The following is a 21122-nucleotide window of genomic DNA, read 5'->3' on the forward strand; positions in this document are numbered from 1 at the left end:
CTGGTTCAGCGGCGCCAGCCCGGCCCGCCCGGCCCCGGTCAGGCCCCCGGCCTCCCCCGGCTCACCACTGGCGGTAGGGGTTCTCGCCGTTTCCGTTGCCGGGGAGGTGGGGGCCGTTTCCGTGGGGCAGCACCGGCGGACCGCCGCTGTGGGTCTGCGGGCCGGTGCCATTGGTCTGCCGGTCCGTTCCGCTGGTCTGCGGGCCGGCCCCGTTCACCTGGGGTCCGGGCCCGTTCGTCCGCGAGCCGCCGCCCGCCGCGTGCGCACCGCCGGTCTTCGCGCCGCCGCCCTTCTCCTCCTTGTGCGGTTCCCGTCGGTGCGCTCCGTGGCCGCCGCGGGTATGCGTCCGCAGCCGGGAGGTGACGTCCTCCGGGGGGAGGAAACGCGACCAGCGTTCGGGGAACTCGGACGGCATGTCCGGGTCGTCGGGGTCGCTCTCGCGGGCCGCCGTGGCGCGGGCGACGTACTCGGCGACCTGCGCCCGCCGCACCCGCTCGTTGGCCTCGCGCGCGGCGGCCGTGGCGGCGGCCGGCCAGACCCGGTCGATCGCGGCGTTGACCGCCGCGCCGACCAGCACGGCGAACGCGGACACCCCGATCCACAGCATGATGGCGACGGACGCGGCCAGCGAGCCGTAGATCGTGGCGCCCTCGATGGTGTGCACGAGGTAGATGCGCAGCAGGAAGCTGCCGAAGACCCACATCGCGAGGGCCACCAGCGCGCCGGGCACGTCCTCGATCCACGGCGAGCGCACCGGCACGGACACGTGGTACAGCGTGGTCAGGAAGACGACGGACAGGACGATGACGACCGGCCAGTACAGGACCTGCACCACCGTCTCCGACCAGGGCACCACCCGTACCACCGCGTCCGGCCCCGCCACCATCAGCGGCAGCGCCACCGAGCCGATCAGCAGCGCCACGATGAACAGCACGAAGGACATGATCCGGGTGCGCACGATGCCCCGGACGCCGTCGAGGCCGTACATGACGGTGATGGTGTCGATGAAGACGTTCACCGCGCGGGAGCCCGACCACAGGGCGAACAGGAAGCCGAGGGAGATGACGTCGGGCGGCCCGCCCTTGATGACGTCGTGCAGGATCGGCTCGGTGATCTCCTTGACGCCCTTTTCGGACAGGACGGTACGGGAGGCGTCGAGGAGGTTGGTCTCCAGGCTGCCGATGGTGTGCGCGCCGGTCCAGGTGTCGACGTAGGCGAGCAGCCCGATGAGGCACAGCAGCAGCGGGGGCACCGACAGCAGGGTGAAGAACGCGGCCTCGGCGGCGAGGCCGAGGATGCGGTACTCCATGCAGGAGTTGACGGTGTCCTTGAGCAGCAGCCAGGCGGTCCTGCGCTTGGACACGTTCCGGTAGAGAGCGCGGGCCCGGTGGAGCCGTCCGGCCGGCCGTTCGGGGGAATCACTTGCTGGCTGCACCACCCAAAGGTATCCGCAGCGAGCGCCCCTCCTCACCTCGCGGGGCGATCCGGCGCCCGCCCGCGCACCACCCGCACCCGGCTGTCCCGTTTCCTCCCGCCGGACCGGCCACCCGGTGGCACCTCGCAGGCTCGTTCCGCCGCCGCTGCGGGTAGGTTCGGCCCTATGGCAGGCCTCTCCACCCACACCGTGACGAACCAGCCGCCCCCGCTGGCCGGCTACGACCTCTTCGCCGCCGACCGCGCGCTGGTGGACGCCGTCGGGCGGCACACGCCGGGCGAGCTGCTCGGCGAGGTGCGCGCGGAGCTGAGCGCGCTGGGGCGGGCCGGGGGCTCGGCGCAGCTCCAGGAGTGGGGCAGGCTGGCGAACGAGCAGCCGCCCCGGCTGCGCACGCACGACCGGTACGGCCACCGGATCGACGAGGTGGAGTTCCACCCGGCCTGGCACCGGCTGCTCGGCAAGGGCGTCTCGGCGGGGCTGACCGGCGCCTGGACCCGGCCCGCCGGGCATGTGCGCCGGGCCGCCGGGTTCCTGCTGTGGACCCAGGTCGAGGCGGGCACCTGCTGCCCGCTGTCCATGACCCACGCGGCCGTGCCCGCGCTGCGCGCCGATCCCGCGCTCGCCGCCCGCTGGGAGCCGCGGGTGACGTCCACGGTGTACGACCCGGAGCCGCGGCCCGCCGCGCGCAAGCCCGGCGCGCTCATCGGGATGGGGCTGACCGAGAAGCAGGGCGGCAGCGACCTGCGCGCGAACACGACCGAGGCCCGGCCGCTCGCCGAAGAGGGGGCCTACGCGCTCACCGGGCACAAGTGGTTCTGCTCCGCCCCCATGTCGGACGCCTTCCTGGTGCTGGCGCAGGCCCCCGGCGGCCTGACCTGCTTCCTGGTGCCGCGCGTCCTGGAGGACGGCACCCGCAACGCCTTCCTGTTCCAGCGGCTGAAGGACAAACTGGGCAACCGCTCGAACGCCTCCGCCGAGGTCGAGTTCGCCGGCACCTGGGCGCGCCGGGTGGGCGAGGAGGGGCGCGGGGTGCGGGCCGTCATCGGGACGGTCGCGGCGGCCCGCCTCGACTGCGTGCTCGGCTCCGCGGGCCTGATGCGGCAGGCGGTGGCGCAGGCGGTGCACCACTGCGCGTACCGGGAGGCGTTCGGCGGGCGGCTGCTGGACAAGCCGCTGATGCGCAATGTGCTCGCGGACCTCGCGCTGGAGTCGGAGGCGGCGACCGCGCTGGCGCTGCGGCTGGCGGCGGCGTACGACGACGGGGGCGAGCGGGAGCGCGCCTTCCTGCGGCTCGCGGTGCCGGCCGCCAAGTACTGGATCACCAAGCGGTGCCCGCCCGTTGTGGTGGAGGCCGCCGAGTGCCTGGGCGGCAACGGGTACGTGGAGGAGTCGGGGATGCCCCGGCTGGTGCGCGAGTCGCCGCTCAACTCCGTGTGGGAGGGCGCCGGGAACGTGCAGGCGCTCGATGTGCTGCGGGCGCTTCAGCGGGAGCCGGGCGCGCTGGACGCGTGTCTGACAGAGATCGGGCGGGCGCACGGTGCCGACCACCGGCTGGACCGCGCGGTGAAGGGCCTGTTCACCGAACTCGCCGATCTGGAGGGGGCGGAGGGCCGGGCGCGGCGGCTGGCGGAGCGGCTGGCGCTGGTGCTCCAGGGCTCGCTGCTCGTGCGGCACGCGCCGCCACAGGTCGCCGACGCCTTCTGCGCCTCCCGGCTCGGCGGGGACCACGGCGGGACGTTCGGCACGCTGCCGGGGGGCCTGGATCTGGCGCCGGTGGTGGAGCGGGCGCGGCCGGTCTCCTGAAGGACAGGGTGGAATACGGGGGTTGACCGTCCGCTGGCCGGAAAGCGCTGGTGCCCGGCCGGGGGTGGTGCCGCGCCGACACGGCACCACCCCCGCCGTACGGGCCCGGTACGGCCCGTGCACGCCACGCGGGGCGTCCTGGTCAAGTCTCGGCCGGGATGCGAGGGTTCACCAGGGTTGCAGGGGGTTGCAACTTGTCGGCGCACATGCGCGGAGTCTGTGCCTCCGGCGTGCGCGGACCGGCAGTATGTGAGGGACAGCCGACCGGAAAGCGCCGCCCGGACGGCCGGAAAAGTGTGTACGCCCCCTTCTCCGGGAGGAGAATCCGTGATGAACCCGCCGATGAACGTGGCGCGCCTGGCCGCCGTGGACGCGGTGCGGGCGGCGCGGGTGCTGAGCGAGGTGCGCGAGGCCGCGCTCACCGGCCGGCGTGCGCCGCTCGCGCCGCGGCCGGTGATCGAGCAGTCCTGGGGGCGGATGCTGCGCAGCGGCGTCGACCCGGACCGCGACTTCAGATCCCGTCCGCTGCCCCCGGACGAGGTGCGCAGACGGCGCGAGGAGTCGCCGCTGCGGCATGTGCTGCCGGTGCTGCGCGAGGGGTTGCTGTCGGTCGCGGACGAAGCGCAGCACATCATGGTCGTCGCCGACGCGGACGGGCGGGTGCTGTGGCGCGAGGGGTCCCTGCCGGTGCTGCGCAAGGCGGACGGGCTGGGCTTCGAACTGGGCGCGGACTGGCGGGAGGACGTCGTCGGCACCAACGGGGTGGGCACCCCCGCGGTCGTACGCCGGCCGGTACAGGTGTTCGCCGCCGAGCACTTCGTACGGTCGCACACCTCGTGGACGTGCACGGGGGCGCCGATCACCGATCCCAGGGACGGCCGGCTGCTCGGGGTGGTGGACGTGAGCGGCCCGCTGGAGACCATGCATCCGGCGACCCTCTCCTGGGTGGACGCGGTGGCGAAGCTCGCCGAGGCGCGGCTGCGGGAGTTGCACCTGGGCTCGCTGGAGCGGCTGCGGGCGGTGGCGGCGCCGGTGCTGGCCCGGCTGGACGGGCGGGCGCTGGTGGTGGACCGGGACGGCTGGACGGCGGCCGTGACCGGGATGCCGTATCCACGGCGGGTGACGCTGCCCAAGTCGCTGGTGCCGGGCCGCCGGTGGCTGCCCTCGCTCGGCTGGTGCGCGGCGGAACCGCTCGGCGAGGGCTGGCTGCTGCGGGCCGACGAGGAGCCGGGCACCGCGGCCGCCTCCCGCGTCGTCCTGGACCTGTCCCGGCCCGAGCGCGCCACGGTAAGCGTGTCGGCGTCCACTCCCGCGGGCGCGTGGACGCGGGAACTGAGCCCGCGCCACGCCGAGTTGCTGTTCCTGCTGACCGAACACCCGGACGGGCGGGGGGCGGCGGAACTGGCCGGGGACCTCTTCGGAGACCCGTCACGTACGGTGACGGTGCGGGCGGAGATGTCGCGGATCCGCCGCTATCTCGGGGGACTTCTCCAGCATCGGCCGTACCGCTTCTCGGACGCGGCGGATGTCGCGGTGGTGCTGCCCGAGAACCCCCGTGACCTGCTGCCCCGCTCCACGGCGGCGGTGGTGGCGCGCCGCCGGACGGCCCCGCCGACGGAGCGTCCGGCGCCCGCGTGACGGTGGGGGCGCGGCGCTTCCGGCGGGACTTCCGGGTATTTGCGGGGTCTTCGCCCTGCGCGGACCGTTACTGCCGTAGCATCCCCTACGGGCCCGACCGCGGCGTCAACGCAAGGACCGGCGGGCGCAGTTGACCCGCCCCGGCCGGGGGCAGGCCGGGGCGACGGCGCGCGCCGGAGCGAAAGGGCCCTGAAGAGGGGACGACATGAAGCAACGCGGCAGACATCGCCGGCGCAGGCGGGGCGCGGCCCTGCGCGCCGTACTGACCGGGACCGCGCTGGCCCTGACCGCGGCCGCCACCCTGATCAGCACCTCTCAGGCGCAGGTCACCGAGCGCCCCGGCGCGCTCCAGCCGCTCACCTCCCCGGCGGACACCGGCCTGCTGCGGCTGCGCGAGCACCTGGTGCCCGCCCGCACCCTGGACACGCTGGCGGCCTCGATGGGCCGCCCGGTCGGTGTGGACGCCGTGCTGGCGAGCGCGGACCGGGCCCTGCGCGAGGGCTCCGGCTGCACCGACACCGACCGCGCCTCCCTGCCCGTCGCGCCCTCACCCGCCCGCGCCTACTGCTGGGACCCTGCCGACACCGGCGCCACGGGCTGGCGCCCGGCCTCGGTGACCGCCGCCGGGGACACCGGCGACGACGGGGTGCGGGGCGCCCACCGGGTCCTCCTCAGTGGCTGGACCCACAGCACCCGCACCGGCCCGAGCGCGGAGCGCGGCCTGGCCCGCGTGGCCTTCGTGGACGCCGACGATCCGGACCGGCCCACCTACCGCTGGGTGCTGCTGGTGGTGCCCGAGGACGGCGGGCGCGACTACCGGGGCCTGGGCTCACGGGTCTCCTCCATGGTCTGGTACCGGGACAAGCTGCTGGTCACCGCCCGGCGGGGCGGCGCCGCGGCGCTCTATGTGTACGACCTGGACCGGATCCAGCGCGCCACGGTCGACGGGCCCGCGATCGGCCGGGTGCGCGGCGGCTGGTCCGCCGACGGGTACCGGTACGTGATGCCCGCGGTCGGCAGCTACAGCTTCACCGCGGGCGACTGCTCGGCCGGCGGGGCGCCCTGTCCCGGCGCGCTCTCCCTCGACGCGGGCACGGCACCGCCCAGCCTGGTCGCCGCGGAGTGGACCTCCCCCGGTGGCGACCGGCCCGCCCGGCTGTGGCGGTACGCGTTCAGCACCGACCCGCGCCGCGCGGGCCTGCTCGCCGCGGACGCCGGGGGCCGGGTGGACGCGGTGGAGGAGTACCGGACGAAGGTGACCGGGATCCGGGGCCTGCTGTCGTACCGGGAGGCCGGCGCCCCGCGCACGTCCTGGTATGTGGGACGGCTGCCCGGCTCGCAAGACGGGCACGGGGGGCTGTGGCGGCAGGACACCGAGGGCGCGAAGGCCGCGCAGTGCGGCGCGGACGCCACGCAGCGCTGCTGGGCCGAGTCACCGGGCTCGCTGGCGTACGGGCGGGATTCCGGCGAGGTGTGGTCGCTGTCCGACCGGATGCTGTTCGCGGTGCCGCTGACGGAACTGGACCGGTCGCTGGGCTGACCCCCGGCCGGGCTCGCCCCCGGCCCGGCCTCGCGCGAACGTTCGCGGTCCGGCCTCGTACGACCGTTCCCGGTCCGGCCTCGCGCGCGCGGGGGGCCGGTCGATCGACAGACGGCGGGGCGGGATGATTCCCTGGCCCGCATGAGCAGCGTTCCCGTCACCACCTGGTACCTGGAGCAGACGTCCCCGGCCGATCTGCTGCCCGCCGCCGCGCCCGAGGGCGACGTGCGGATCGTACGGGCCGAGGTGCCGTCGCCCGAGTTCAACCGGTTCCTCTACACGGCCGTCGGCGGGGACATCCGCTGGACCGACCGGCTCGGCTGGCCGTACGCGCGCTGGCGGGAACTGCTGGAGCGGCCCGGCGTGGAGACCTGGGTGGCGTACGACCGCGGCACCCCGGCCGGCTTCCTGGAGCTGGCGGCGCAGGAAGAGGGCGCGGTGGAGATCCTCTACTTCGGGCTGCTCCCCGCCTTCCGCGGTCGCGGCATCGGCGGGCACCTGCTGGCGCGCGGCACCGCCCGCGCCTGGGACCTCGCCGAGCGCTGGCCGGGACTGACGCCGACGAAGCGGGTGTGGGTGCACACCTGCGACAAGGACGGCGAGTTCGCCATGGCCAACTACCAGCGGCGCGGCTTCAAGCTGTACGACACCCGGGTCGAGCTGGAGCCGGACGTGCCGAATCCGGGCCCCTGGCCGGGCGCGTACCCCGCCTGACCTGCCCCGACAAGCCGCCTCGCGGCACATGTGAGCGAAGCCACCCTTGTCCCGGCATCCGAGACAAGGGTGTCCACATGTCGGAAGAAGCTGGACTGTGTCCAGATCGCCGTGACACGCTGCCGTCATGCCTGGAACTGGAATTGCCTTGGTGAGTCGGCGGCACGTCGACCTCGGCCGCATGTCCAGCGCCATCTGTCCGGCGAGCTGACCCTTACAGCACCGCCGTCCCCCCCTGCCCCGGTCCGCACCCGGCCCCTGTCCGCGCACGGCCCCCACCCCTTGCCGTGGCGAGCGCCTTTGCGCAGGTCAGAGCCCTTGCAGCGCCGCTTCTCCCTGTCCGCAGTCTGTCCGAAGGACGTAGCCACCATGGCCGCCACCCCACAGAACCCCGCCGCCTCAGCGCCCCGCCGCAAGGTGAGCCGTCACCGCGGTGAGGGCCAGTGGGCCCAGGGCCACTTCACGCCGCTCAACGGCAACGAGCAGTTCAAGAAGGACGACGACGGTCTCAACGTACGGACACGTATTGAGACGATCTACTCCCAGCGCGGCTTCGACTCCATCGACCCGAACGATCTGCGCGGCCGGATGCGCTGGTGGGGCCTGTACACCCAGCGCAAGCCGGGGATCGACGGCGGCAAGACCGCGATCCTGGAGCCGGAGGAGCTGGACGACGAGTACTTCATGCTGCGGGTGCGGATCGACGGCGGCCGGCTGACCACCGGCCAGTTGCGGGTGATCGGCGAGGTCTCCCAGGAGTTCGCGCGCGGCACCGCCGACATCACCGACCGGCAGAACATCCAGCTGCACTGGATCCGCATCGAGGACGTGCCGGAGATCTGGCGGCGGCTCGAAGAGGTCGGCCTGTCCACCACCGAGGCATGCGGTGACACGCCCCGCGTGATCCTCGGCTCCCCGGTGGCCGGCATCGCGGAGGACGAGATCATCGACGGCACCCCCGCCATCGAGGAGATCCACCGGCGGGTCATCGGCAACCCCGCGTACTCGAACCTGCCGCGCAAGTTCAAGTCCGCGATCTCCGGCTCGCCGCTGCTCGACGTGGCGCACGAGATCAACGACATCGCGTTCGTCGGCGTCGAACACCCCGAGCACGGCCCCGGTTTCGACCTGTGGGTCGGCGGGGGACTGTCCACCAACCCGAAGATCGGCGTCCGGCTGGGCGCCTGGGTGCCCCTGGCGGAGGTCGCCGACGTCCACGAGGGCGTCATCTCGATCTTCCGCGACTACGGCTACCGGCGGCTGCGCAACCGCGCCCGGCTGAAGTTCCTCGTCGCCGACTGGGGCGCGGAGAAGTTCCGGCAGGTGCTGGAGGACGAGTACCTGGGGCGCAAGCTGATCGACGGCCCGGCGCCCGCACAGCCCGTGCAGCGCTGGCGCGACCACGTCGGGGTGCACCGGCAGCGGGACGGCCGCTTCTACGTCGGGTTCGCGCCGCGCGTCGGCCGGGTCGACGGCACCACGCTGGCCAAGATCGCCGAGGTGGCCGAGGCACACGGCTCGGGCCGGGTACGGACCACCGTCGAGCAGAAGATGATCGTGCTGGACGTCGAGCAGGACCAGGTCGAGTCGCTGTCCTCGGCCCTTGAGTCGCTCGGCCTCACCGTCTCCCCGTCCACCTTCCGGCGCGGCACCATGGCCTGCACCGGCATCGAGTTCTGCAAGCTCGCCATCGTGGAGACCAAGGCGCGCGGCAGCTCCCTGATCGACGAACTGGAGCGCCGGCTCCCCGAGTTCGACGAGCCGCTGACCATCAACCTCAACGGCTGCCCGAACGCCTGCGCCCGGATCCAGGTGGCCGACATCGGCCTCAAGGGCCAGCTCGTCCTGGACGCCGACGGCAACCAGGTCGAGGGCTACCAGGTGCACCTGGGCGGCGCGCTCGGCCTGGAGGCGGGCTTCGGCCGCAAGGTGCGGGGTCTGAAGGTCACCTCCGAGGAGCTGCCCGACTACATCGAGCGGGTGCTGCGGCGCTATCTCGCCGAGCGCGCGGACGGCGAGCGGTTCGCCGTCTGGGCGGCCCGCGCCGACGAGGAGGCCCTGTCGTGAGCGAGCGCGCGGCCCCCTTCTACTGCCCGTACTGCGGCGACGAGGACCTGCGGCCCAGCGAGCAGGGCCATGGTGCCTGGGAGTGCGGGGCGTGCAACCGGGCGTTCCAGCTGAAGTTCCTCGGGCTGCTCGCGCAGGGCCTGCGCCGGGCCGACGACCAAGGGAGCGAGCAGACATGACGAGCAGTCAGGACGTCCTGACCGACGACGAGTTGCGGGCCCTGGCCGAGCGGGCGGGGCGTGAGCTGGAGGACGCCCCCGCGCTGGAGATCCTGCGCTGGGCGGTGGACACCTTCGGCGCGGGGTTCTGCGTCACCTCCTCGATGGAGGACGCCGTGGTCGCCCATCTCGCCTCGCGGGTGCGTCCGGGCGTGGACGTGGTCTTCCTCGACACCGGCTACCACTTCCCGGAGACCATCGGCACCCGGGACGCCGTGGCGGCGGTGATGGACGTCAACGTCCGCACCCTCACCCCGCGGCAGACGGTGGCCGAGCAGGACGCCGAGTACGGGCCGAGGCTGCACGACCGCGACCCCGACCTGTGCTGCGCCCTGCGCAAGGTGCGCCCCCTTCAGGAGGGCCTGGAGAACTACCGGGCGTGGGCGACCGGTCTGCGCCGCGACGAGTCCCCGACCCGCGCGGGCACCCCGGTGGTCGGCTGGGACGAGAAGCGGCGCAAGGTCAAGGTCTCCCCCATCGCCCGCTGGACCCAGGACGACGTGGACGCCTACGTCGCCGAACACGGCGTCCTCACCAACCCGTTGCTGATGGACGGCTACGCCTCCATCGGCTGCGCTCCCTGCACCCGCCGGGTGCTGGAGGGCGAGGACGCGCGCGCCGGACGCTGGGCGGGGCGCGCCAAGACCGAGTGCGGGCTGCACGGATGACGGCCCATCAGGTGCAGCTTCGGCATATGACGCAAATGCAGCCTCAGACTCAGGAGAACGACGTGACCACCGGAGCCACCGTCTGGCTCACGGGTCTGCCGAGCGCCGGCAAGACCACCATCGCCCATGAACTGGCGGGTCAACTGCGCGCCGGGGGCTACCGGGTGGAGGTGCTCGACGGCGACGAGATCCGCGAGTTCATCTCCGCGGGACTCGGCTTCTCCCGCGAGGACCGGCACACCAATGTGCAGCGCATCGGCTTCGTCGCCGAACTGCTGTCCCGCAACGGCGTGCTGACACTCGTACCGGTGATCGCGCCGTACGCGGACAGCCGGGACGCCGTGCGCAAGCGGCACGAGGAGAACGCCACCCCGTACCTGGAGGTGCATGTGGCGACGCCCGTCGAGGTGTGCAGCGTCCGCGACGTGAAGGGGCTGTATGCCAAGCAGGCCGCGGGCGAGCTGACCGGGCTGACCGGGGTGGACGACCCCTACGAGGAGCCCGCCGCGCCCGAACTGCGCATCGAGTCGCAGCACCAGACCGTGCAGGAGTCCGCGGCCGCCGTGTCCGCCCTGCTCAGCGAGAAGGGACTGATATGACCACGCTCGCCGGGGTCCAGGGCGGTACGGACAGCCCGTACGCGCTGTCGCACCTGGACGCGCTGGAGTCCGAGGCCGTGCACATCTTCCGTGAGGTGGCGGGCGAGTTCGAGAACCCGGTGATCCTGTTCTCCGGGGGCAAGGACTCGATCGTCATGCTGCACCTCGCGCTGAAGGCGTTCGCGCCGGCGGCGGTGCCGTTCTCGCTGCTGCACGTGGACACCGGGCACAACTTCCCCGAGGTGCTGGAGTACCGGGACCGCGCGGTCGAGCGGCACGGGCTGCGCCTGCACGTGGCCTCGGTGCAGGACTACATCGACCGGGGGGTGCTCAAGGAGCGCCCGGACGGCACCCGTAACCCGCTCCAGACGCTGCCGCTGACGGAGAAGATCCAGTCGGAGCGGTTCGACGCGGTCTTCGGCGGCGGGCGCCGGGACGAGGAGAAGGCCCGCGCGAAGGAGCGGGTGTTCTCGCTGCGCGACGAGTTCTCCCAGTGGGACCCGCGCCGCCAGCGCCCCGAGCTGTGGAACCTGTACAACGGGCGGCACGCGCCCGGTGAGCACGTCCGGGTGTTCCCGCTGTCGAACTGGACCGAGCTGGACGTGTGGCAGTACATCGCCCGCGAGGGCATCGCGCTGCCGCAGATCTACTTCGCGCACGAGCGCGAGGTGTTCCGGCGGGCCGGGATGTGGCTGACGGCCGGCGAGTGGGGCGGCCCGCGCGCGGACGAGCCGGTGGAGAAGCGGCTGGTGCGCTACCGCACGGTCGGCGACATGTCCTGCACCGGCGCCGTCGACTCCGAGGCGACGACCCTGGACGCCGTGATCGCCGAGATCGCCGCCTCCCGGCTCACCGAGCGGGGCGCGACCCGCGCCGACGACAAGCTGTCCGAGGCCGCGATGGAAGACCGCAAGCGCGAGGGGTACTTCTAGCCATGAGCACTGTCACGACCGAGGCGCTGCCGGCCACCACGCTGCTCCGCTTCGCCACCGCCGGTTCCGTCGACGACGGCAAGTCCACCCTCGTCGGGCGGCTGCTGCACGACTCCAAGTCGGTGCTCGCCGACCAGCTGGAGGCCGTGGAGCGGGCGTCGGCGAGCCGCGGCCAGGACGGCCCGGACCTCGCCCTGCTCACCGACGGGCTGCGCGCCGAGCGGGAACAGGGCATCACCATCGACGTGGCCTACCGCTACTTCGCCACCCCCCGGCGGCGGTTCATCCTCGCCGACACCCCCGGCCATGTGCAGTACACCCGCAACATGGTCACCGGCGCCTCGACCGCCGAGCTGACGGTGATCCTGGTCGACGCCCGCAACGGGGTGGTCGAGCAGACCCGCAGGCACGCCGCGATCGCCGCGCTGCTGCGCGTGCCGCATGTGGTCCTCGCCGTCAACAAGATGGACCTGGTCGGCTACCGGGAGCCCGTCTTCGCGGCGATCGCCGAGGAATTCTCCGCCTACGCCACCGAGTTGGGCGTCCCGGAGGTCACGGCCATCCCGATCTCCGCGCTCGCCGGGGACAACGTGGTGGAGCCGTCCGCGCACATGGACTGGTACGGCGGTCCCACCGTCCTGGAGCACCTGGAGACCGTCCCGGTCAGCCACGACCTGGCGCACTGCCACGCCCGGCTGCCCGTGCAGTACGTGATCCGCCCGCAGAGCGCCGAGCACCCCGACTACCGGGGGTACGCGGGCCAGATCGCCGCGGGCAGCTTCCGGGTCGGCGAGCAGGTCACCGTCCTGCCGTCCGGGCGGACCACGACGATCTCCGGCATCGATCTGCTGGGTGAGCCGGTCGAGGTCGCCTGGACCACCCAGTCGGTGACCCTGCTGCTGGCGGACGACATCGACGTCTCGCGCGGCGACCTGATCGTGCCGGCCAAGGACGCGCCGCCGACCACGCAGGACGTGGAGGCGACGGTGTGCCATGTCGCCGACCAGCCGCTGACCGTCGGCCACCGGGTGCTGCTCAAGCACGGCACCCGCACCGTCAAGGCGATCGTCAGGGACATCCCGTCCAGGCTCACCCTGGACGACCTGTCCCTGCACCCGCACCCCGGCCGGCTCGCCGCCAACGACATCGGCCGGGTGAAGATCCGTACCGCCGAACCGCTGCCCGTCGACGCCTACGCCGACTCGCGCCGCACCGGCTCCTTCATCCTGATCGACCCCGCCGACGGCACCACCCTGACCGCGGGCATGGTCGGCGAGTCCTTCGCCGCACCGGAGCCCGTCAAGGACGCGGCCGACGACGAGGGCTGGGACTTCTGAGCATGAACTCCCCCGATTTCTACTCGACGTTCGCGAAGGAGGGCGGCCGCGTCGGCAGCGGCGCCCTCGGCAGCGGACAGGGCGGGGTCGCGCGATGTGTGCGCTGACGTACGCGCACCGCTCGCGCGCCCTCACCCCCCACCCCCGTAGACGAAGACCTGCCGACCTCCCGGCCACGACCTGAGAGACCGTGACCCGCCGGGCCAACGAGAGGAACACCTCCCGTGCCTGCCCTCAACTCCCCGCTTCTGCGCCGCTCGATAGCCGCGCTCGCCGCACTGCCCCTGCTCACGCTCGCCGCGTGCGGCTACGGCTCCGACGCCAAGAGCAACGAGACCGCCAAGGTCGCCGCCGGGGCGAAGAAGATCGACGGTCTCGGCTCCGTCAAGATCGGCTACTTCCCGAACGTGACCCACGGCACCGCACTGGTCGGCCGGGAACAGGGCTTGTTCCAGAAGGAACTGGGCGCCACCAAGGCCGAGTACGCCACCTTCAACGCCGGGCCCTCCGAGATCGAGGCGCTGAACTCCGGCTCCATCGACATCGGCTGGATCGGACCGTCCCCGGCGATCAACGGCTACACCAAGTCCGACGGCAAGTCCCTGAAGATCATCGGCGGTTCGGCCTCCGGCGGGGTGAAGCTGGTCGTCGACCCGAAGAAGATCACGTCCCTGAAGGACGTCAAGGGCAAGAAGATCGCCACCCCGCAGCTCGGCAACACGCAGGACGTGGCGTTCCTCAACTGGGCCGCGGAGCAGGGCTGGAAGGTCGATCCGCAGAGCGGCAAGGGCGATGTCACGGTCGTCCGCAGCGACAACAAGGTGACCCCGGACGCCTTCAAGGCCGGCTCCATCGACGGCGCCTGGGTGCCGGAGCCGACCGCGTCCAAGCTGGTCGCCGAGGGCGGCAAGGTGCTCCTGGACGAGTCCTCGCTGTGGCCGGGGCACAAGTTCGTGATCACCAACATCATCGTGCGCCAGGCGTTCCTCAAGGAGCACCCGAAGGCGGTCGAGGCGGTCCTGAAGGCGTCCGTCGAGGCCAACAAGTGGATCAACGCCAACCCGGAGCGGGCGAAGCAGGCCGCGAACAAGCAGCTCGCCGACGACTCCGGCAAGGCGCTGCCGGCCGATGTGCTCGACCCGGCGTGGAAGTCCGTCCAGTTCACCGACGACCCGCTGGCCGCCACCCTCGACACCGAGTCGGCGCACGCGGTCAAGGCCGGCCTGCTGAAGCAGCCGGACCTCAAGGGGATCTACGACCTGACGATCCTCAACAAGGTGCTCAAGGCCGAGGGCGAGAGCCCGGTCGACGCCGCCGGCCTCGGCACCAGCTGACGGCCGCCCGAAGACGTCCCAGGAGGTGACGACCATGGCCACGACCCTCGCCAAGGCCGCGCGGTCGGTGGAGTACGCCGCACGCCTTGAGCATGTCTCGAAGTCCTTCGCCACACCGGGCGGCTCCCAGCTCGTCCTGGACGACATCAGCCTCGATGTCGCGCCCGGCGAGTTCGTCACCCTCCTGGGCGCCTCGGGCTGCGGAAAGTCCACGCTGCTCAACCTGGTGGCGGGCCTGGACCAGCCCACCGCCGGCACCATCCGCACCGACGGCCGCCCCGCGCTGATGTTCCAGGAACACGCCCTGTTCCCCTGGCTGACCGCCGGGAAGAACATCGAACTCGCCCTGAAACTGCGCGGGGTTCCCCGCCCCGAGCGGCGTGGCAAGGCCGAGGAACTCCTCGAACTGGTCCGCCTCCAGGGCGCGTACGGCAAGCGGGTGCACGAACTGTCGGGCGGTATGCGGCAGCGGGTCGCGATGGCCCGCGCGCTCGCCCAGGAGAGCCGGCTGCTGCTGATGGACGAGCCGTTCGCGGCCCTGGACGCCATCACACGGGACGTGCTGCACGACGAGCTGACCCGGATCTGGTCGGAGACCGGCCTGTCCGTGCTGTTCGTCACCCACAACGTGCGCGAGGCCGTGCGCCTCGCGCAGCGGGTCGTGCTGCTGTCCTCCCGGCCGGGCCGGGTGGCCCGCGAGTGGGAGGTCGGCATCCCGCAGCCGCGCCGCATCGAGGACGCGCCCGTGGCGGAGTTGTCCCTGGAGATCACCGAAGTACTGCGTGGGGAGATCCGCCGCCATGGCCAGCACTGACACGACGACCACCACCGGCGCTCCGGCCGCGGGCAGCGTGGAGGCGGGCCTCGACGCACTGGAAACGACCGCGCGAGGCCGGACACCGTTCCGCAAGACCCTGGTCGACAAGGTCCTGCCGCCGATCGCCGCGATCGTCGTCGTCCTCGTGGTGTGGCAGGGCCTGATCACCCTGAAGATCGTGGACGACCCGACCAGGCTGCCCACGCCGGGCGCGGTCTTCGCCGCCTTCCGCGACGACTGGCTCCAGGGCAAGCTGCTCGGCTACATCTGGACCTCCGTCTCGCGCGGGCTGCTCGGCTTCTGCCTCGCCCTAGTGATCGGCACCCCGCTCGGGCTCCTGGTGGCGCGGGTGAAGTTCGTGCGCGCGGCCATCGGCCCGATCCTGTCCGGCCTCCAGTCGCTGCCGTCGGTCGCCTGGGTGCCCCCGGCCGTGATCTGGCTGGGCCTGGACAACTCCATGATGTACACGGTGATCCTGCTCGGCGCGGTGCCGTCCATCGCCAATGGGCTGGTGTCCGGGGTGGACCAGGTGCCCCCGCTGTTCCTGCGCGCGGGCCGCACGCTCGGCGCCACCGGCGTCAAGGGCACCTGGCACATCACCCTGCCGGCCGCGCTGCCCGGCTATGTGGCCGGCATGAAGCAGGGCTGGGCCTTCTCCTGGCGTTCCCTGATGGCCGCCGAGATCATCGCCAACTTCCCCGACCTGGGCACCGGTCTCGGCCAGCTCCTGGAGAACGCGCGCACCGCCAGCGACATGGCGATGGTGTTCGAGGCCATCCTGCTGATCCTGTTCGTCGGCATCGCCATCGACCTGCTGATCTTCAGCCCGCTGGAGCGGTGGGTGCTGCGCAGCCGCGGCCTGCTGGTGAAAGGCTGATCCGTATGGCAGCGCCCGTGCTCCTCGTCATCGCCCACGGCAGCCGCGATCCGCGGCACGCCGCCACCGTGCACGCCCTGGTGGAGCGGGTGCGCGCGCAGCGCCCCGGACTGCGCGTGGAGACCGGCTTCCTCGACTTCAACGTGCCGTCCGTGCACGGCGTGCTGGAGTCGCTGGCGGCGGAGGGCGTCCGGGACGTGGTGGCGCTGCCGCTGCTGCTCACCCGCGCCTTCCACGCGAAGGCCGACATCCCGGCGGTGCTGCGGGCGGCCCCGGCGCGGCTGCGGATCCGGCAGGCCGCGGTGCTCGGCCCGTCGCCGCTGCTGCTCGCGGCGCTGGAGCGACGGCTGTACGAGGCCGGGCTCGGCCCCGCCGACAAGTCCTCGACCGGGGTCGTGCTGGCCTCGGCGGGGTCCAGTGACCCGGAGGCGAGCGCGGTGATCGCCGACATCGCGCGGGAGTGGTGGGGCACCGGTTGGTGCGCCGTGCGGCCCGCGTTCGCCTCCGCCCGGCTGCCGCGCACCGAGGACGCCGTACGGGAGCTGCGCGCGCTCGGCTGCGCCCGGGTCGCCGTGGCGCCGTACGTCCTCGCCCCCGGCTTCCTGCCGGACCGTATCGCGCGCGGCGCGGCCGGGGCCGACGTGCTCGCCGAGGTGCTGGGGCCCGCGCCGGAGGTGGCGCGGCTGCTGCTGCTCCGGTACGACGCCGCGTGCCGACCGGCGCTCCAGGTGCTCGGCGCCTGAGCGGCCGCCCGGACGCGGCCGGGCGTCACAGCCCGAGGGCCTGCACCAGCTGCCGGGTGTAGGCGAGGCTGACGGTGCCGGCCGACGCCCCGATGCAGATGTCGTCCAGGGCGGAGCGGATGCGGCCGCGGTTGGGCGGCAGTCCGTCGTCGGCGGACTCCGCGAACGCCGCCTCGATGATCTGGCCCTGCCGGATCAGTCCGGGGCACTCCCGGCGCAGCGCCTCGGTGAGCCGGGCGGAGACCTCGATCAGGGCCTCCAGCGGCGGGGTGCCGTGGGTCAGGTCGAGTCGGAGGAACTCACCGTACTGTCCGGGTCCGTTGTGGTGTCCGTAGTCATAGGTGCTCATGTCCAGTCCTCGTTCGTGGATCGGAGGTAGGCCGAAAATCGCCACTTCCGCGGCTGGCCGGGGGCCGGTCGACGGCCCCGGACTCGGGAGCGGAACGGCGCGCACGCGTTCCGGCGCGGTGATGGGCGGTGTGCCGTTCCGGCCGTCCGGCGTGCTTCACCCTAGGGACAACGGCATGGACTTGTCGCGTTGTTCGCGGAGCCGTCCCCTTACGGGTGAGGCCCGTGGTAAAAGGCCGGCGCGGTCCGGCGTTCCCCTGTGACGTCGGACCGCGGCGGCACTCCGTTCTGCGTCCCGGACGAGCGGGGTGTCACAGGGGAAGGCCAAGTCGACGCGATGCGGGGGCGGTTATCGGCCACATCGGCGGGGGCTGTTCGAACTCCGGTTCACGGCAAGCGGAGTTCGGCGCGCGGGTCCGTTCCCCGCGCGCCGGGCGTGGTTCAGGCCGACGCCCGCTGCGCCTCGTCGGCCATCCGGATCAGGTCGGCGAGCGGCAGGGAGCCGGCCGCCCGGCGCTCGCGGGCGAAGGTGCCGGCGAGGCGCTGGAGGAGTTCGTTCAGAGGTGTGGGAACTCCGTGCAGCCGGCCGAGGAGGACGATCTCGCCGTTGAGGTAGTCCGCCTCGATGCTGCCGGTGGAGCGCGCCAGGGACTGCCAGGAGGAACCGCCGCCGCGCGGGGCGCCGTCCAGCGGCACCAGGGTCACCTTGTCGCCGCGCACCGCGCGCTGTTCCGTGGCGCTCGCGTGGGCGATCTCGGCGGCGGCCAGCACCGCCTCCCCCTCGGCCCGCACCCTCGCGCACAGCGCCTCGGCCTCCGCGCCCTGGACGGGACCGCTCAGGGCCTCCTGCGCGTTGGCGAGGTTGCCGAGCAGCTTGGCGTACTGCCAGCGGGTCACGTCCGGCACGACCGGCGCCTCGAAGCGGGCGGCCGCGAGGTCGGCGGCGATCCGCCGGGCGGTGCCGTCGGTGCCGCCCTCGGCGCGGCCCAGGTGGAGGATGCCGGTGAGCGGGGTGCCCGCGGCGGAGACGACGCCGGGCTCCACGAAGCCGGCGGGCAGCCAGACGCAGACGCCGTACACCCGGCGGAAGCGGCGCAGCGCCATCCGGGGGCTCTCCACGCCGTTCTGGAGGCACAGCAGCGGCAGCCGTTCGCCGGCGGTGCCGCCGCCGGCCACCGGGGCGCCCGCCCAGGCGTCCAGGGCGGCGGCGGTGTCCTGGGTCTTCACGGCGAGCAGCAGGACGTCGTCGGCGCGCAGCTCGCCGAGCGGTTCCGGCCCCGCGACGGCCGGCAGCCGGAGGGTCACTTCCCCTTCGGGAACGCGCAGCCGCAGCCCGTGCTCGACCAGTGCCGCCAGATGCCCGCCGCGGGCGACGAGGACGACCTCGCGTCCGGCCTGCGCCAGCCGTCCGCCGACGGCACCGCCGACCGCTCCCGCCCCGATCACGATGTAGCGCATGATCCCGATCCCATCACACCGCGCTCACGCCGGGGAGGCGGTCAGCTCGGCGAGTTTCACCACGGTGTTCCAGTTCCGGCTGGTCGCGATGAGGCCCTTGGCGGTCCGCGGGCGGCTCAGCGCCTCGGCGAGCTTGGAGCGGCCGAGGCCGTCGGGGGCGTACAGGTACAGGCAGCGGTCCCCGAGGCGGAACTCCTCGGGGAGATGGTCGACTTGGTCGAGGTGCGCGTAGCGGTCGGGGGTGACGGGAGCCGAGAAGTAGGTGACGTGCAGCTGCCTGGCCTCCAGTTCGGCGGCCGGGAAGGGGCAGGCACGGACCACCCCGGCGAGGTAGGCGTGGTCGCGCACGAGCACGTCCACCGCGAAGCCGAAGCGCTCCTCGATCGCCCGGCCCAACTCCGCTGCCAGGGACTCCTCGTCGCCCCGGCCGGTGGTGAACACGGCCTGTCCGCTCTGGAGATGGGTGCGCACGCCGGTGTGGCCGAGGGCGGCGAGCAGGGCGCGCAGGTCGGCCATCGGGAGCTTCCGGTTGCCGCCGACGTTGATCCCGCGCAACAGCGCCGCATAGGTCGTCACGGCGTCAGTTTAGAGGGGCCGTCGTGCCCCGTGGGGGCGGGCACGACGGCCGGGGCCCGGCCTCGTGGGGGCGGGCTGCGCGAAACAATGCCGGTTCGGCGGGGGCCGGATCAACCTCTGAACACAGCTGTGACTTGTTCAACAAGCTTTCGTAATCACAAAGTGGATCTCTGACGGCGGAACGGACATCCCATGACGCCCGGCCCGGCCGGCGCCGGCCGGGTGGGAGACTGACCGGGGGAAACGGCGGCTGCCGGGTCCCCGGACAACTGCTCGGCGAAGACGGCGGCACGGAGGCACCACGATGGACGAGGCACGGGCGCGGCGGGTACTGGCCACGGCGGGGCTGCCCGCGGTGCCGGCCGGGGACGCGAGGCTGCTGGCGCTCGGCGAGAACGCGGTGTTCGCCGCCGGTGACCTGGTCGTCAAGGTGGGGCGGGACGCGGAGCTGCTGGAGCGGGCCCGGCGGGAGCTGGCCATCGCCGGCTGGCTCGCCTCGGCGGGTGTGCCGGCGGTGCGGGCGGCCGAGCCGGAGCCGCTGCTGGTGGAGGGCCACCCGGTGACGGTGTGGCACCGGCTGCCGGACGCCGTACGGCCCGCCGAGCCGCGCGACCTGGCCGGGCTGCTGCGCCTGGTGCACGCCCTGCCCGCACCCCCGTTCACGCTGCCCCGGCGTGAACTGCTGGGCGGGGTGGAGCGCTGGCTGCGGCTCGCGGGCGAGGCGATCGACCCCGAGGACGCGGCCTATCTGCGGGCGCGCCGGGACGGTTTCGCGGCGGCCGCGGCCGCGCTGACGCCCCATCTGACGCCGGGCCCCATCCACGGCGACGCGCTGCCCCGCAACGTCCACATCGGGCCCGAGGGTCCGGTCCTGGTGGACCTGGAGACCTTCTCCGCCGATCTGCGCGAGCACGATCTGGTGGTGATGGCCCTCTCCCGCGACCGGTACGGGCTGCCCGCCGCGGCGTACGACGCCTTCACCGAGACCTACGGCTGGGACGTGCGCGCGTGGGTGGGCTGCTCGGTGCTGCGCGGGGCCCGCGAGACGGCAAGCTGCGCCTGGGTCGCCCAGCACGCGCCGGGCAATCCCAAGGCGCTGGCCGAGTTCCGCCGCCGGGTGGCGTCGCTGCGGGACGGGGACGAGTCGGTGCGCTGGTACCCCTTCTGACCCCTCCGCGTCCGGGTCCTCCGCTCCGGCCCTTGCGATCCGCCGCCGTCCCCCCTTGGGGAGGGCCCTCCTCACACCGCCTCGGCCTCACGCCGCCTCGGTTGTCAGCTCCCGCAGCGGCCACAGCTCGTCCACCACCGCCGTCCCGTCCCCCTTGCGGCGCAGGAAGGCCTGGAAGTCGGCCGCCCATTCGGCATACCACTCGATCTGCCGGCGGTGCAGTTCGGCCGGGCCGAGGGCGGCGATCTTGGGATGCCGGACGGCTATCGCGGCGGCCAGCCGGGCCGCGGCGAGGGCGTCGGCGGACGCGTTGTGCGCGGCGTCCAGGACGATGCCGTACTCGGCACAGACCGCTTCCAGGTTGCGCTTGCCGCGGCGGAAGCGGTCCGCCCAGCGGTCGATGGTGTACGGGTCGATCACCGGCGCCGGGGCGGGGCCGCCGAGGCGGTCGGCGAGGGAGGGCAGCCGGTGGCGGCGCAGTTCGGCGGAGAGCAGGGTGAGGTCGAACGCCGCGTTGTAGGCGACGACCGGGACGCCCGCCTGCCAGTACGACACCAGTGCCCCGGCGATGGCGTCGGCCACCCGGTCGGCGGGTTCGCCCTCGGCGGTCGCCCGTTCGCCGCTGATCCCGTGCACCGCGACCGCGTCGGCCGGGATCTCGACGCCCGGATCGGCCAGCCACTCCCGGTGGCCAAGCGGCTCACCGGCCCTGACCTCTATCACCGCGCCGGTGACGATGCGCGCCTCGCGCGGATCCGTGCCGGTCGTCTCCAGGTCGAAGCCGACCAGCAGCTCCTGGTGCCAGCCCATGGGCGGTCCCCCTTCGTGATGGTGCGTTCCCCCAGTGGTC

The 21122-nt window shown here is 73.3% G+C and carries 21 protein-coding genes; 16 read left to right on the forward strand and 5 right to left on the reverse strand.

The genetic code is table 11. The features are described 5' to 3' along the window. Nucleotides 1–61: 61 nt before the first annotated feature. Complete coding sequence (locus ACE4Q9_RS07090) at nucleotides 62–1435, reverse strand: YihY/virulence factor BrkB family protein (RefSeq protein ID WP_397983364.1); 1374 nt, start codon at nucleotides 1433–1435, stop codon at nucleotides 62–64. Between the two features lie 165 nt (nucleotides 1436–1600). Between ACE4Q9_RS07090 and ACE4Q9_RS07095 the strand changes: the two genes are divergently transcribed. The 15 genes from ACE4Q9_RS07095 (at nucleotide 1601) to ACE4Q9_RS07165 (ending at nucleotide 16722) form a co-directional block, all read left to right on the forward strand. Continuing rightward, complete coding sequence (locus ACE4Q9_RS07095; protein ID WP_397983365.1) at nucleotides 1601–3238, forward strand: acyl-CoA dehydrogenase family protein; 1638 nt, start codon at nucleotides 1601–1603, stop codon at nucleotides 3236–3238. 330 nt (nucleotides 3239–3568) lie between these two features. After that, entirely contained in the window at nucleotides 3569–4876 is a 1308-nt protein-coding gene (locus tag ACE4Q9_RS07100) for a GAF domain-containing protein (protein WP_397983366.1), read from the forward strand. Between the two features lie 205 nt (nucleotides 4877–5081). Next, on the forward strand, nucleotides 5082–6416 hold the full coding sequence (locus tag ACE4Q9_RS07105) for a hypothetical protein (RefSeq protein ID WP_397983367.1): 1335 nt from the start codon (nucleotides 5082–5084) through the stop codon (nucleotides 6414–6416). Between the two features lie 141 nt (nucleotides 6417–6557). Next, on the forward strand, nucleotides 6558–7130 hold the full coding sequence (locus tag ACE4Q9_RS07110; protein WP_397983368.1) for a GNAT family N-acetyltransferase: 573 nt from the start codon (nucleotides 6558–6560) through the stop codon (nucleotides 7128–7130). Nucleotides 7131–7257: 127 nt separating this feature from the next. Beyond that, entirely contained in the window at nucleotides 7258–7341 is an 84-nt protein-coding gene (locus ACE4Q9_RS07115) for a putative leader peptide (RefSeq protein WP_310739661.1), read from the forward strand. A gap of 158 nt (nucleotides 7342–7499) precedes the next feature. Continuing rightward, on the forward strand, nucleotides 7500–9197 hold the full coding sequence (locus ACE4Q9_RS07120; protein ID WP_397983369.1) for a nitrite/sulfite reductase: 1698 nt from the start codon (nucleotides 7500–7502) through the stop codon (nucleotides 9195–9197). Next, nucleotides 9194–9376: a hypothetical protein gene (locus ACE4Q9_RS07125; protein ID WP_397983370.1), complete on the forward strand. Its 183-nt coding sequence runs from the start codon at nucleotides 9194–9196 to the stop codon at nucleotides 9374–9376. The genes ACE4Q9_RS07120 and ACE4Q9_RS07125 overlap by 4 nt, the downstream gene beginning before the upstream one ends. Further along, the gene (locus ACE4Q9_RS07130) at nucleotides 9373–10083 is read left to right on the forward strand and encodes a phosphoadenylyl-sulfate reductase (protein ID WP_397983371.1); all 711 of its coding nucleotides are present in this window, start codon (nucleotides 9373–9375) and stop codon (nucleotides 10081–10083) included. The genes ACE4Q9_RS07125 and ACE4Q9_RS07130 overlap by 4 nt, the downstream gene beginning before the upstream one ends. Before the next feature lie 62 nt (nucleotides 10084–10145). Next, on the forward strand, nucleotides 10146–10682 hold the full coding sequence (gene cysC, locus ACE4Q9_RS07135; protein ID WP_397983372.1) for an adenylyl-sulfate kinase: 537 nt from the start codon (nucleotides 10146–10148) through the stop codon (nucleotides 10680–10682). Next, nucleotides 10679–11614, forward strand: a complete 936-nt coding sequence (cysD, locus tag ACE4Q9_RS07140) for a sulfate adenylyltransferase subunit CysD (RefSeq protein ID WP_397983373.1) — start codon at nucleotides 10679–10681, stop codon at nucleotides 11612–11614. Before cysC ends, cysD begins: the two co-directional genes overlap by 4 nt. A 2-nt stretch (nucleotides 11615–11616) precedes the next feature. Next, entirely contained in the window at nucleotides 11617–12951 is a 1335-nt protein-coding gene (locus ACE4Q9_RS07145) for a sulfate adenylyltransferase subunit 1 (protein ID WP_397983374.1), read from the forward strand. Nucleotides 12952–13175: 224 nt separating this feature from the next. After that, complete coding sequence (locus ACE4Q9_RS07150) at nucleotides 13176–14285, forward strand: aliphatic sulfonate ABC transporter substrate-binding protein (protein WP_397983375.1); 1110 nt, start codon at nucleotides 13176–13178, stop codon at nucleotides 14283–14285. A 34-nt stretch (nucleotides 14286–14319) separates the two neighbouring features. Next, nucleotides 14320–15099 (forward strand): ABC transporter ATP-binding protein, encoded by a 780-nt coding sequence (locus ACE4Q9_RS07155; RefSeq protein ID WP_397983376.1) that lies wholly within the window; start codon nucleotides 14320–14322, stop codon nucleotides 15097–15099. Continuing rightward, the gene (locus ACE4Q9_RS07160; protein ID WP_397983377.1) at nucleotides 15086–15979 is read left to right on the forward strand and encodes an ABC transporter permease; all 894 of its coding nucleotides are present in this window, start codon (nucleotides 15086–15088) and stop codon (nucleotides 15977–15979) included. Before ACE4Q9_RS07155 ends, ACE4Q9_RS07160 begins: the two co-directional genes overlap by 14 nt. Nucleotides 15980–15984: 5 nt before the next feature. Next, complete coding sequence (locus ACE4Q9_RS07165) at nucleotides 15985–16722, forward strand: sirohydrochlorin chelatase (RefSeq protein WP_397983378.1); 738 nt, start codon at nucleotides 15985–15987, stop codon at nucleotides 16720–16722. 25 nt (nucleotides 16723–16747) lie between these two features. Here ACE4Q9_RS07165 and ACE4Q9_RS07170 read toward each other — a convergent pair whose 3' ends face one another. The 3 genes from ACE4Q9_RS07170 to ACE4Q9_RS07180 all read right to left on the reverse strand — a co-directional run bounded on the left by ACE4Q9_RS07170 (nucleotide 16748) and on the right by ACE4Q9_RS07180 (nucleotide 19104). Then, nucleotides 16748–17071 carry a hypothetical protein gene (locus ACE4Q9_RS07170; protein WP_397983379.1) on the reverse strand — a complete coding sequence of 108 codons (324 nt, stop codon included), beginning with the start codon at nucleotides 17069–17071 and terminating at the stop codon, nucleotides 16748–16750. A 440-nt stretch (nucleotides 17072–17511) separates the two neighbouring features. After that, the gene (locus tag ACE4Q9_RS07175) at nucleotides 17512–18528 is read right to left on the reverse strand and encodes a ketopantoate reductase family protein (RefSeq protein WP_397983380.1); all 1017 of its coding nucleotides are present in this window, start codon (nucleotides 18526–18528) and stop codon (nucleotides 17512–17514) included. A 24-nt stretch (nucleotides 18529–18552) separates the two neighbouring features. Then, nucleotides 18553–19104, reverse strand: coding sequence for a DUF1697 domain-containing protein (locus tag ACE4Q9_RS07180; protein WP_397983381.1), 552 nt, complete (start codon nucleotides 19102–19104; stop codon nucleotides 18553–18555). A 304-nt stretch (nucleotides 19105–19408) separates the two neighbouring features. Between ACE4Q9_RS07180 and ACE4Q9_RS07185 the strand changes: the two genes are divergently transcribed. Then, nucleotides 19409–20272 (forward strand): phosphotransferase enzyme family protein, encoded by an 864-nt coding sequence (locus ACE4Q9_RS07185; RefSeq protein WP_397983382.1) that lies wholly within the window; start codon nucleotides 19409–19411, stop codon nucleotides 20270–20272. Nucleotides 20273–20359: 87 nt separating this feature from the next. On the opposite strand, the gene ACE4Q9_RS07190 is transcribed toward ACE4Q9_RS07185, so the two are convergent. Then, nucleotides 20360–21082 carry a 3'-5' exonuclease gene (locus ACE4Q9_RS07190; protein ID WP_397983383.1) on the reverse strand — a complete coding sequence of 241 codons (723 nt, stop codon included), beginning with the start codon at nucleotides 21080–21082 and terminating at the stop codon, nucleotides 20360–20362. Nucleotides 21083–21122: the final 40 nt, after the last annotated feature.

This window comes from Streptomyces sp. AM6-12, assembly GCF_044327085.1.
Lineage (GTDB): Bacteria > Actinomycetota > Actinomycetes > Streptomycetales > Streptomycetaceae > Streptomyces.

Excerpts from the sequence above, each read along its gene's own strand:
- ACE4Q9_RS07175 (WP_397983380.1), bottom strand. The coding sequence starts at position 18,528 with ATGCGCTACATCGTGATCGGGGCGGGAGCGGTCGGCGGTGCCGTCGGC.
- ACE4Q9_RS07145 (WP_397983374.1), top strand. The coding sequence starts at position 11,617 with ATGAGCACTGTCACGACCGAGGCGCTGCCGGCCACCACGCTGCTCCGC.
- ACE4Q9_RS07185 (WP_397983382.1), top strand. The coding sequence starts at position 19,409 with ATGGACGAGGCACGGGCGCGGCGGGTACTGGCCACGGCGGGGCTGCCC.
- cysD (WP_397983373.1), top strand. The coding sequence starts at position 10,679 with ATGACCACGCTCGCCGGGGTCCAGGGCGGTACGGACAGCCCGTACGCG.
- ACE4Q9_RS07170 (WP_397983379.1), bottom strand. The coding sequence starts at position 17,071 with ATGAGCACCTATGACTACGGACACCACAACGGACCCGGACAGTACGGT.
- ACE4Q9_RS07115 (WP_310739661.1), top strand. The coding sequence starts at position 7,258 with ATGCCTGGAACTGGAATTGCCTTGGTGAGTCGGCGGCACGTCGACCTC.
- ACE4Q9_RS07100 (WP_397983366.1), top strand. The coding sequence starts at position 3,569 with ATGAACCCGCCGATGAACGTGGCGCGCCTGGCCGCCGTGGACGCGGTG.
- ACE4Q9_RS07130 (WP_397983371.1), top strand. The coding sequence starts at position 9,373 with ATGACGAGCAGTCAGGACGTCCTGACCGACGACGAGTTGCGGGCCCTG.
- ACE4Q9_RS07165 (WP_397983378.1), top strand. The coding sequence starts at position 15,985 with ATGGCAGCGCCCGTGCTCCTCGTCATCGCCCACGGCAGCCGCGATCCG.
- ACE4Q9_RS07190 (WP_397983383.1), bottom strand. The coding sequence starts at position 21,082 with ATGGGCTGGCACCAGGAGCTGCTGGTCGGCTTCGACCTGGAGACGACC.
- ACE4Q9_RS07110 (WP_397983368.1), top strand. The coding sequence starts at position 6,558 with ATGAGCAGCGTTCCCGTCACCACCTGGTACCTGGAGCAGACGTCCCCG.
- ACE4Q9_RS07160 (WP_397983377.1), top strand. The coding sequence starts at position 15,086 with ATGGCCAGCACTGACACGACGACCACCACCGGCGCTCCGGCCGCGGGC.
- ACE4Q9_RS07105 (WP_397983367.1), top strand. The coding sequence starts at position 5,082 with ATGAAGCAACGCGGCAGACATCGCCGGCGCAGGCGGGGCGCGGCCCTG.
- ACE4Q9_RS07155 (WP_397983376.1), top strand. The coding sequence starts at position 14,320 with ATGGCCACGACCCTCGCCAAGGCCGCGCGGTCGGTGGAGTACGCCGCA.
- ACE4Q9_RS07095 (WP_397983365.1), top strand. The coding sequence starts at position 1,601 with ATGGCAGGCCTCTCCACCCACACCGTGACGAACCAGCCGCCCCCGCTG.
- ACE4Q9_RS07120 (WP_397983369.1), top strand. The coding sequence starts at position 7,500 with ATGGCCGCCACCCCACAGAACCCCGCCGCCTCAGCGCCCCGCCGCAAG.